8 protein-coding genes are annotated in these 11448 nt (G+C 43.9%); 3 read left to right on the top strand and 5 right to left on the bottom strand.

Annotated features, from left to right (window positions below; genetic code table 11):
- Positions 1-918 precede the first annotated feature (918 nt).
- Entirely contained in the window at positions 919-2520 is a 1602-nt protein-coding gene (locus ABYB02_RS10135) for an isocitrate lyase (protein WP_372762346.1), read from the bottom strand.
- 241 nt (positions 2521-2761) lie between these two features.
- Here ABYB02_RS10135 and ABYB02_RS10140 point away from each other — a divergent pair, with 241 nt between their 5' ends.
- Complete coding sequence (locus tag ABYB02_RS10140; protein WP_372762347.1) at positions 2762-4945, top strand: malate synthase G; 2184 nt, start codon at positions 2762-2764, stop codon at positions 4943-4945.
- A 215-nt stretch (positions 4946-5160) separates the two neighbouring features.
- Here ABYB02_RS10140 and ABYB02_RS10145 read toward each other — a convergent pair whose 3' ends face one another.
- The 4 genes from ABYB02_RS10145 to ABYB02_RS10160 all read right to left on the bottom strand — a co-directional run bounded on the left by ABYB02_RS10145 (position 5161) and on the right by ABYB02_RS10160 (position 9952).
- Positions 5161-5886 carry a YebC/PmpR family DNA-binding transcriptional regulator gene (locus ABYB02_RS10145; protein WP_372762348.1) on the bottom strand — a complete coding sequence of 242 codons (726 nt, stop codon included), beginning with the start codon at positions 5884-5886 and terminating at the stop codon, positions 5161-5163.
- Between the two features lie 247 nt (positions 5887-6133).
- The gene (locus tag ABYB02_RS10150; protein ID WP_372762349.1) at positions 6134-6745 is read right to left on the bottom strand and encodes an HAD family hydrolase; all 612 of its coding nucleotides are present in this window, start codon (positions 6743-6745) and stop codon (positions 6134-6136) included.
- A gap of 262 nt (positions 6746-7007) precedes the next feature.
- A complete protein-coding gene (locus ABYB02_RS10155; protein WP_372762350.1) occupies positions 7008-7502 on the bottom strand; it encodes a DUF6702 family protein in 495 nt (164 codons plus the stop codon).
- Positions 7502-9952, bottom strand: a complete 2451-nt coding sequence (locus ABYB02_RS10160) for a M1 family metallopeptidase (RefSeq protein ID WP_372762351.1) — start codon at positions 9950-9952, stop codon at positions 7502-7504. Before ABYB02_RS10160 ends, ABYB02_RS10155 begins: the two co-directional genes overlap by 1 nt.
- A 461-nt stretch (positions 9953-10413) precedes the next feature.
- Here ABYB02_RS10160 and ABYB02_RS10165 point away from each other — a divergent pair, with 461 nt between their 5' ends.
- Both ABYB02_RS10165 and ABYB02_RS10170 read left to right on the top strand, forming a co-directional pair.
- Positions 10414-10650: a hypothetical protein gene (locus ABYB02_RS10165; RefSeq protein WP_372762352.1), complete on the top strand. Its 237-nt coding sequence runs from the start codon at positions 10414-10416 to the stop codon at positions 10648-10650.
- Between the two features lie 98 nt (positions 10651-10748).
- Positions 10749-11448: exonuclease SbcCD subunit D (locus tag ABYB02_RS10170; RefSeq protein WP_372762353.1), on the top strand; the 700-nt coding region annotated here is incomplete at its 3' end.

Here is an 11448-nt window from a genome sequence, read left to right on the forward strand (position 1 = left end):
CGCGACCTTCTAACTTAATGACTAAAGTGGCCTATATTCAATGGTGGTTTGATAAACACAGTAAATAGTAAAACAAGTGATTGATTAATATTTTTAAGCCACTGTTAACAGTGGCTTTTTACTTTAGGAGTAACTGTAAAGGGGGTTTACAGTTGTGGCTGCTTGGCATCATGCTTATCATCACCTAACCTAGGTGTAACCCGCCCTGCAACTCACTTTTTGCTAGCTTTAAGCGCTTAAAGCATCGTACTAGGTTACAGCTGCAGCGTTGTGCAGCAGTTATAGTCGTCGAGCTGTATCAATTACTCAGTGCGTGAGTGCCTTGTCACCTTAGCCATTAAACGCGCAATGTCAAACAACGCCAAACCAACTAAACCCCTCGCCTTGTATAGTCCACTTTAACTATATACGCCTTTATTCAAATAAAGCAATCAAGAGCTGCAGCCATCTAAACGCTGGCTAATAAGCAAACAAAGCTTAAAACCCAGTTAGGTATCGGACTTAGGCTTTTTTCAGTTAGTAAAATTTCGGTTTATAACCACAAAACCGCTGCGAGTTAGTAAAAAACCGCTTTGCGCTAGTGTTTATAGGGCTTTAGTTAGTAAAAAAGTGTTTTGTGCACACGCTAGGTTAGTAAAAAATCGGTTTATTAACCTCAAATCGCTCGCAGAAAAACACACAATCAAGCACTTACGGTGTAATTTCTCGGCAGCAAAAGCAATTTAAAGCCTATTTGGATAAAATAATGGGCTTTACAGTGAGCTTAGTTAAATGCTGATCTCTGTTTCGTTAAGCTAGTTAAATGCTGATCCCTGTTTTCGCTAAGCTAGTTAAATACTGATCTGTCATGGTTTAATATTTATATAGCGACATAAAAAAAGGGCCTTACGGCCCTTTACACATTACTATCTAGTTGCATCAGAATTGGTTCATGGTGTTATCTTCACCACCGGCTTTTAGCGCGTTTTCACCGGAAAAGTACTCTTTATGAGTGTCGCCAATGTTTGAACCCGCTAGGTCTTGGTGTTTAACCGACGCTTGTTCACGACGAATTTCTTGACGTTGTACATCGCGTACATAAGCCAACATACCTAGGTCGCCAAAGTAGCCTTCCGACAAAATATCGGTGCTCAACGCCGCAGTGTGATAAGTCGGTAAGGTGATTAAGTGATGGAAAATACCCGCTTCACGTGCGCCATCACGTTGGAAGTTTTGGACTAACACATCGGCTGCTGCAGCAAGTTCCGTGGCATCCATTTCTGGCGCCATCAGTGCTTTGTTATCATCAAGGCTTGGGTATGCGCTAAGGTCACGGCCTTCTTCCTGCCACTGCTGATACACTTGCTCACGGAATTTAAGTGTCCAGTTAAACGATGGTGAGTTGTTGTAAACCAGCTTAGCATTAGGCACTTGCTGTTTAACACGATTAACTAACTCGGCAATTTGTTTCACATGCGGTTTTTCTGTTTCAATCCACAGTAAATCTGCTCCCGATTGCAGGCTCGTCACACAGTCAAGCACAACACGATCTTTCTCTGTGCCTGCGCGGAACTGGTATAAACCATTTTCAAGACGCGTTGGCTTACACAGCTTGCCATTCAGCTTCATTGCCGTGTCGCCTTCGTTTAAATCATCGACCCCGTTAATAGGCGTTGTTTCTAAAAATGCGTTGTACTGACTAGCCAGATCGCCAGGCTGTTTCGACACCGGCACTTTTTGCGTAAGACTCGCACCGAGTGAATCGGTACGCGCAACAATAATACCGTTATCAATACCTAGTTCAAGAAAGGCATAACGCACCGCGTTAATTTTTGCTAAAAAGTCTTCATGGGGTACGGTTACTTTACCCGCCTGATGACCACATTGCTTTGCATCAGACACTTGGTTTTCGATTTGAATCGCACAGGCGCCCGCTTCAATCATTTTTTTAGCCAATAAATAAGTGGCTTCTTCGTTACCAAAACCGGCATCAATATCGGCAATAATCGGCACTACGTGGGTTTCAAAGTTATCAATTTTATTCAGCACGGCTTGTACATCGCCACCATTGGCTTTGGCTTCGTCGAGCTCATTAAATAAATGGTCTAGCTCACGGGCATCGGCTTGTTTTAAGAAGGTATAAATTTCTTCGATGAGCGCAGGCACCGAGGTTTTTTCGTGCATACTTTGATCCGGTAACGGGCCAAATTCAGAGCGCAGTGCAGCAACCATCCAGCCGCTTAAGTAGACATAGCTGCGTTTGGTGGTTTTTTGGTGACGCTTAATCGCCATCATCATTTGCTGTGCCGTAAAACCATGCCAACAACCTAATGACTGGGTGTACTGGCTGGTATCTGCGTCGTATGCGGCCATATCTGCACGCATAATATCAGCGGTGAATTGCGCAATGTCTACTCCAGTACGAAAGCGATTTTGTAACCGCATGCGTGTGGCATATTCTGGATTAATGGTGTTCCACGCACTGCCTGCTTGTTTGCAAAGTGTGGTTAGAGTATCTGTTTCGCTTTTATAGGTTGTCATAATTAAAGTCCTTCGAACGGGTAAATTATTATAGTGTTGTGAGAGTGGCTGCGTTTTTAACTGTGTAGCACAGCGCTTAATTCAACATTAGGCCTATTTTTTAGATTTAGTAAATTTATAGTTATTATTACCGCTATACATACTATGAATACACAAAACACCCTCAACCCGCCTTTTTTGCGTTATGGTTGTACCACGCAGATAAAAATTTACACACCGCGACCGTTTAAGGATTGTTACCATGACCCATACTCTCACCCACTCAGGACTCAGCGTTGATAGCCAACTTGCTGACTTTGTTCGCACCCAATTATTGCCCGGCACTCACTTAACAGAGCAGCAATTTTGGCAACGCTTTGCCCATATAGTGCATACTTTAACGCCGCTTAACACGGCACTGTTGGCTAAACGAGAGCAGCTACAACAACAAATTGATGACTATCACTTAAGCAATAAAAGTTGGAATAACGCGCAGTACCATGCTTTTTTAACCGACATCGGTTATCTGGTTGATGAACCAGAAAACTTTAGTATTGAAACAGACAATGTTGAACCCGAAATAGCACAAACCGCCGGCCCGCAGTTAGTAGTCCCGGTAAGTAATGCACGCTTTGCTCTTAATGCTGCCAACGCCCGTTGGGGCTCGCTATACGACGCCCTATATGGCACCGATGTAATCAGCGAAGAAGACGGCGCCGAAAAAGGCCAACGCTATAACCCAGTGCGGGGCTTTAAGGTGATGGCCTACGCTAGGCAGTTTTTAGATAAAGCCTTACCACTGGAAAATGGCTCGCACATAGAAAGCACTAACTACTCAGTGGTAAATGGCGCATTAATCATTACCCTGCGCGACAGCTCGCAAACAACATTAAAAAACCCTGAGCAACTCGTTGGCTATCAAGGCGAAGCGCAAAACCCAAGCACGCTATTATTAAAAAATAATGGCTTACATATAGAGCTGCAAATCGATCATCACCACCCGATTGGCCAAGCTGATAAAGCGGGCTTAAAAGATGTGGTACTAGAAGCGGCGTTAACCACCATTATGGACTGCGAAGACTCTGTGGCGGCGGTTGATGCCGAAGATAAAGTGCAAGTGTATAAAAACTGGTTAGGCTTAATGCAAGGCAATTTAGTGGAGTCGTTTCAAAAAGGCGATAACCTAATAGAGCGTACGTTGCAAGCAGATCGTCACTACACCGCGCTAAACGGCGAAACGTTAACCTTAAAAGGCCGTAGCATGATGTTTGTGCGCAATGTCGGACATTTAATGACCAACCCTGCGATCACCGATGCAAGCGGTAACGACGTGTATGAAGGCATTATGGATGCGATGTTTACCGCCACCGCTGCCCTGCACGACTTAAACGGCCAAAGTCAGGTGAAAAATTCAACCGCACAAAGCATTAATATTGTTAAGCCAAAAATGCATGGCCCGGAAGAAGTGGCCTTTACTAATACGCTATTTAGCATGGTTGAAGACGCGCTGGATTTAGCCAAGAACACCCTAAAAATGGGCATTATGGATGAAGAGCGCCGTACCTCAGCTAACTTAAAAGCCTGTATTTACGCGGCTAAACAGCGCGTGGTGTTTATTAATACCGGCTTTTTAGATAGAACCGGTGATGAAATTCATACCTCGATGCACGCCGGGGTAGTGCTACCAAAAGCGGCAATAAAAGCACAGCCGTGGATCAGCGCTTATGAAGACCGCAACGTCGATATAGGCCTAGCCTGTGGGTTAAGTCATAAAGCGCAAATAGGTAAAGGCATGTGGGCAATGCCCGATAAAATGGCGTTAATGATGCAACAAAAGCAGGCTCATCCTGAGTCGGGCGCCAATACCGCCTGGGTGCCCTCCCCGACGGCAGCCACTTTACATGCGATACACTATCACGATGTTGATGTATTTGCCGTACAACAACAGCTAGCAGAGCGCGCCACAGCAAGTTTAACCACCTTGCTCACCCCGCCCTTAATGGAGCAGCCCGAGCAACTCAGTAAAGAAGATATTCAAACCGAGCTGGAAAATAACGCACAAGGTATTTTAGGCTATGTAGTACGCTGGGTTGAACAAGGTATTGGTTGCTCTAAAGTGCCCGACATTAACCACATTGGCTTAATGGAAGACAGGGCCACGTTACGTATTTCTAGCCAGCATATGGCAAATTGGTTGCGTCATGGTATTTGCAGCGAGCAACAAATTAACACTACCATGGCCAAAATGGCTAAAGTGGTCGATGGCCAAAACGAGCACGACAGCGCATATCAGCCTATGGCCACAAACGCAGAAACCCTTGCCAATAGTGTTGCGTATCAAGCGGCATTGGCTTTAGTACTAGAGGGGACTAAACAACCCAGTGGCTATACTGAGCCATTATTACATCGCTATCGCTTAAAATTTAAAGCGCAGCAAGGTCAATAACAGCGTAATACGCAAAACTTAAATGATAAAAACCAGCCTACGGGCTGGTTTTTGGTTATTATCCACGCATAACGGCCGCTATTGATAACTTAGCTGAATGGCTAACATTCACCACCCTCGCCATAATAAACAGTGTAATGAATGTTAACCGCAAAAAAGCGCGTTTTGCCTACACAAAGCGCGCTTTTTTGTTGTTTTCTTCTTGCTCAGTACAACTAGTTTTTTACAATAGCATTATGATATACGTTTTGTACGTCGTCGCAGTCTTCTAGCATAGCGATAAACTTATCGAAATTAGCAATTACTTCTTCATCGCTTATCTCAATATGCACTTGTGGTACAAAGGTAATTTCATCTACTTCAAAATTAATGTCTGCAAATGCGTCTTCCAATGCCGTTTTCGCTTTAAAATACTCGGTATGCGGCGCAAATACCGATATTTTACCGTCTTCAGCTTCCACATCGGTGACGTCTACATCGGCCATCATTAGCGCTTCTAGCACAACTTCGTCATCGTCACCGGCAAAACCCAGCACGGCTAAATGATCAAACATATGCGCAACACAGCCCGGCGTACCTATTTTAGAGTCTGTTTTGGTAAACGGTAAACGCACATCTTTAATGGTACGATTTGGGTTGTCGGTTAAACAATCAACTATCACCATGCAGTTACCTGGGCCGTACCCTTCGTAGCGTGCCGTGGCGTAGTCTTCCCCTGCCCCACCGGCTGCTTTTTCAATTGCTTTTTCGATTACGTGAGCGGGGACTTGATCTTTTTTAGCGCGTTCAATTAAACGACGCAAGCTTTGGTTCACATCTGGGTCGGGTTCGCCATTTTTAGCTGCAACGTAAATTTCTTTACCGTATTTTGAATTTACTTTAGTTTTTGCGTTAGCTGTTTTAGCCATCGAACTTTTACGGACTTCAAATGCTCTGCCCATCTTATGCCTCTAATGAATGCGTTAAACTTAAGCCATTTTACCAATTGAAAACGTATTGGGCTAGGGGCTGTTGCGCTTTAAGGTAGGAGTGGGTAAATTTTATCTACGCGGCACAGCTTGCGTCATTATCAGCACGAAGAGGAAGCGCTACTAAGGCTTATGATAAAAGCAATAGCCCGCTACAAAACTACGCCAGCAGTTTAATATTAGGGTAATTGGTTGGCTAAAAAGTAAAATAAAGCGCCATTTAACATAACGCTAATTTTTGTGTATTACTGTCTATTAAGCTCACTAACTGATTAAAGTCATGTAATAAATAATCGGCCTGATCGGCATAACTAGGCACTTCCCCCGGCGCGTATAAACAGGCGCGCATGTTGGCATTATGTGCCGCTTGAATATCATATAAAAAATCACCAACGTACAATAAATTAGCAGGGCTAATATTCCAGCTACTGGCAATTACGTTTAACGCACTGGGATCGGGTTTTGCTGGCGCGTCACTACGGGTTAGCACCATATCAATCGGCAGTGGGTTGTTTCTTAACTTAATAGCTGCCGCTTTATCAAAGTTGCGGGTGACAATCGCCATGGGAATGTTTTTCGCTTTAAGTAACTGCACCGCATTATGTACACCGGGCAATAATTGCGCATGCTGCGCATCCTGCATCTCATGTTGATGCACAATATTCATCGCTTCTTCGCGCATATACGGTGACGGCAGCTGGGCAATATAATCCAGTAAGTCTTGCTCGCACGGGCAGCCTATTTGTTGTTTTATTAATGAAAAATCTAATTCTGATGAGACTAACGTGCCGTCTAAATCAAAAATCACACCTTTAATTGCTTCACTCTGCATTTGCTCTCTTTCCTTGACATGACGATACAGTGTAGCGGCACCTAGTTAACGACTCACAGATACCAACCGGCAATAGTACTAAAAACATAACATCAACCCACTTAGCGACTACCCAAAACCTTTAATACAATTGCTGTAAATTACCCACTTAGACAAAGCTAAGTAGACTATATTAACGTAATTAAACAGTAAGTCGATCACAAAAGCATAGGCGTTATATAACAACCCCGCCGACATTAATTACAGGCGGGGTTGCAGGGGGTTACATGGGTTCGAAACGCGCCTCAAGCCAAGTGTCATCTTGGCTAAAGTGTAAGGTTTTAATTTTTCCTTTGCCTTCCACGTTCACCATGTTTACTTGCGCCGGCCATAAGTCGCGCAACGCTCCGTTACTCATTTTAATGCCGGCTATATCTGCGGGGATGGGGGCTTCTTGGTAAACCCAAAAAAACTTGCCATCCACTTGGGCACCCACAAAGTTAAGCGCTAACGGGCTACCGTCTAGCGTTGTTAGTGCCACATGCGACTCTACGTATTTAGCAAAGCGTTGTTGATCCTGTTTATTACTAATAATATCAATCTTGCCATTAAATAACGTCGCGACAGCGTGCTCGGTATCGTGCAAATAAAAGCGGTGCATCAGCTCTATATTATTAGTGCGTTGGTTAAACAACACCGTTGTAACCGATGACTTAAGTTGATGCGCCATCGCGGAGGATGCCACTAACACACACACAATAATAAGCCATACGCGCATTATTGCTGCTCCTCTGTGTTAGCTTTTTCGCCGTCTTTAGGGTCATCTTGCTTAAGTTCGGTTTTAATATCTTGCATGATATCGCGACTGACTTTAGCTTTGCTTTTTTTCTTTTTAAAGACTTCAATACGTGAAGGAATAATACGTCGCGGGTAATTATTATTTTCAATATCGACATCGGCCGTTTCCCAGCGCGGATCAATCGATACCGATTGCAGTGGCTTATCTTTATCGGTAATAATCAGCTTTTGCACTTGTTTATGGTTACGACGCCATATTTCTGCCGGAAGGTAACGGTCTTCTTTACTGCCGTCTGCATACGTGAGCTCTAACAAGATAGGCATCACCAAACCACCTAGATTAGAAAACTCCATCACATAGTAGTTTTTGTCTTCTTTGAGTGCGCGTTCTAGCGTTTTTCGCTCCCAGGGCTCTAAGCCTTTAATAAATTTTTGGTAGGCGTTACGCTCTTTATTGGTCACGGTAAAGCGGTCGTTTTCGTCATAAAAGTCTGTGACATCGGGGTTTTTCTCTACCCAAGTCTGTTTGCCTGCTGCGCGGTTACGTGCGACAAATAATGAGGTTGGCTTATTAGCTTCAATATCGCGCAAGCGGCTAAAATCGATATCCGGATTTTTCGTATCTAACCGCAGTTGGTATACTTTGTCTAACGCAATATCGACATGATCTGTGCTGTAAAACCAACCACGCCAAAACCAATCTAAATCAACCCCCGAGGCTTCTTCCATAGTACGGAAAAAATCAGCGGGAGTAGGGCGCTTATATTTCCAGCGCTGGGCATATTCTTTAAAGGCAAAATCAAATAACTCACGGCCTAAAATCACCTCACGCAAAATATTCAGTGCCGCAGCAGGCTTAGTATAAGCGTTAGGTCCTAAGCGTAATACGCTGTCTGATTGGGTCATGATAGGTACTTGCACTTCTGACTTCATATAGGCCACAATATCGCGTGGCTCAACCCCCCATGGAATACTTGGATCCCACTCGCGCCCAGCTACACCATCTAAAAAGCTATTTAACCCTTCGTCCATCCAGGTCCATTGGCGCTCATCTGAATTAACGATCATTGGAAAATAAATATGCCCCACTTCGTGGATCACTACGCCAATTAAAAAGCGCTTTTCGGCTTGCGAGTAAGTACGCGAGCCATCGTCTTGCAGCTTGGTGCGAGGGCCATTAAAGGTAATCATCGGGTATTCCATGCCACCCACAGGGCCGTTTACCGACTGCGCCGTAGGGTAGGGGTAATCAAATGAATACTGTGAATACACTTCCATGGTATGAATAACCGCTTCGGTGGAGTACTTTTTCCATAAATCGCCACCTTCTTTCGGGTAAAACGACATAGCCATCACTAACGGTTGTTCGTCACCGCCTTGCTGGTAGCCTTTGGCATCCCAAATAAATTTACGTGACGATGCCCACGCAAAGTCGCGCACGTTATCGGCTTTAAAGTGCCATGTTTTGCTGCTCGTTGTGCGCGATTTTTCGTTTTCTAGTGCTTCTTGTTCGGTCACAATAAACACGGGGCGCTTTGCGGTTTCAGCTTGTTTTAAACGCGAGCGTTGAGTGCGGGTTAATACGCTACTGGCGTTATCAAGCTCTCCGGTTGCCGCTACGATATGATCGCTAGGAACGGTAATTTCAACATCGTAATCACCAAACTCTAAGGTAAACTCGCCGCTGCCTAAAAAGGCCTTATTAGTCCATGCTTCGTAATCGGTATACGCAGCTAAACGCGGAAACCACTGCGCCACTAAAAATATATCATTGCCGTCTTTTTCAAAGTGCTCATAACCAGCACGCGCGCCTACGGCATCTTCTTCTACCAAGTTAAACGCAAAGTTCATACTAAACTCTGCTTCTTTACCCGGCTTTAATGGCTCGTTTAAATCAATACGCATCAGCGTATCTACCACAGTAACACGCAATGCTTTACCTGCATCATCAACTACATTACTGATGCTATAGCCCAGTTCATGGTCACTAAGGAATTGTTGGCGGCGTAGCTGTCCTAAACTTAATTTTGCGGGCTTGTCGGCGGGTAAGCTTTTTAGGCTGCTGTTGAAAGTTTGGCTCGCTTCTGCCAGCGAATCATTTTTAAAAATATTTTGATCTAACTGTAACCATAAATATTTTAACGTATGCGGCGAGTTATTTTTATAGGCTATTTTTTGGCTTCCCGTTATACGTCGTTTAGCTTCATCTAGCTGCACATCAATATCGTAATTAACGCGCTGTTGCCAATAGCGTTCACCCGGCTCACCGGCGGCACTACGATATACATTAGCAGTCGGCAATACTTCATCGAGCTGGCGGAACTTATCCTCATAACTGCCTTTAGTTTGCTGCACAGCAGACGCTGAAGCGGCGCTTGAAATGAGCAGCGGTAATAACGCAGCAGCAAGTGTAATGATGGTTTTTTTCATTATCTATCCTGAGATTTAATCGTGAACGCACTGTGACAAAATTGCCGATTTGGTTCAATTAATTAGCGATAAAGTGTTACTTTTTCAGGCTAGTATTCACTATTTTTTTACATCTAGTGGGATTGATAACATCAGCCGATAAGCGATGCTCCGTTAAAAACTGTAAAGGGGGTTTACAATAAAGACAGCGAAACACACAGAAAACGGACGCATATACGGCCAAATATAAGCAATCTATAGCGAGTAATACTGGGCTATTTTTAGCCGAAAATGGCTTTGTAGCTGGTTATTTGGCGATTAACTTAGTCCCTTTGTATGAGAAAGCAGCAATAGTGAAGTTTAAGGTTGATCTTTGTCTGCGTTTATACTTAGAATCGGCCACTTTTTTCATTTGAGAGTAATTTTTTACTTTTATTTTCAGATACGTTTATTATTATTTAGTAGTAAAAGTGTGGTGGTGTATGGATTTTTATGTTCTAAAAAAGCAGCAAAAACTAATTGCTATTCCTGCAGATGCTCAAAACTGTAAACAATATATTAACTCGGGTTATCTTTACATTGATAAAGTGGCTGCTTGTAACGAAGAGAATGCATTAGCCACGTTACAAGCAAAAAATAATAAAGCGTTTAAGTTCACCCTTGCCATGGTGATTTTAGCTTTACCGGTAGTGTATGCTGGATGGTATAGCTTAGGATAGCATTAACCCCCACTGACCCTATTAAGAAACAGCGATAAAGTTGCATCTTAAATTACCTTGGGTATATTGGCGCTCTTATGATTTTTTAAGAGCGCTTGATGAAAATTCTTCACACCTCAGACTGGCACCTTGGCCAACAATTTTATGAGCATGACCGCCGCAACGAACACGCCGCTTTTTTCGCTTGGTTGTTAACCACCCTGGTTGAGCAACAGATTGATTTACTCCTGGTTGCCGGCGATATTTATCATACAGCGACGCCCAGCGCGAGCGCCGAAAATCAACTTTATCAGTTTATTAAAGAAGCAAAAAAACGCTGCCCACAATTACATATAGTGATCACTGCCGGTAACCACGATTCAGCAAACCGCATTTTAGCCGCGCAACCGCTACTGGCACAGTTCGATACTCATGTAGTAGGGCGCTTTGATGCAGCGAGCCCCAGCGACGTGGTACTCACGATTAACACTAACAACAAACGCGCTGTGATTGTTGCCATGCCATTTTTACGCAGCAGCGATGTAAGTCCCCTTAGCCAAACAGAAAACGGCCCTAGCTACGCACAGGGCGTTAAAAAGGCATATGAATTTGCCCTTGAGCATGCGGCTAAGTTACAAAGTGAACATAGCCCGTTAATTGTTATGGGTCACTTACATGCCAAAGGCGGTAACATTTCCAGTGATTCAGAGCGTAACTTAGTGATTGGTGGTGAAGAAGCGATTGCCGCGAAGGTGTTTGGCGAACACGCTCACTATGTTGCTTTAGGGCATTTACATAAAGCGCAGCAGGTCGCTAAAA

Source organism: Pseudoalteromonas sp. (assembly GCF_041613455.1).
Lineage (GTDB): Bacteria > Pseudomonadota > Gammaproteobacteria > Enterobacterales > Alteromonadaceae > Pseudoalteromonas.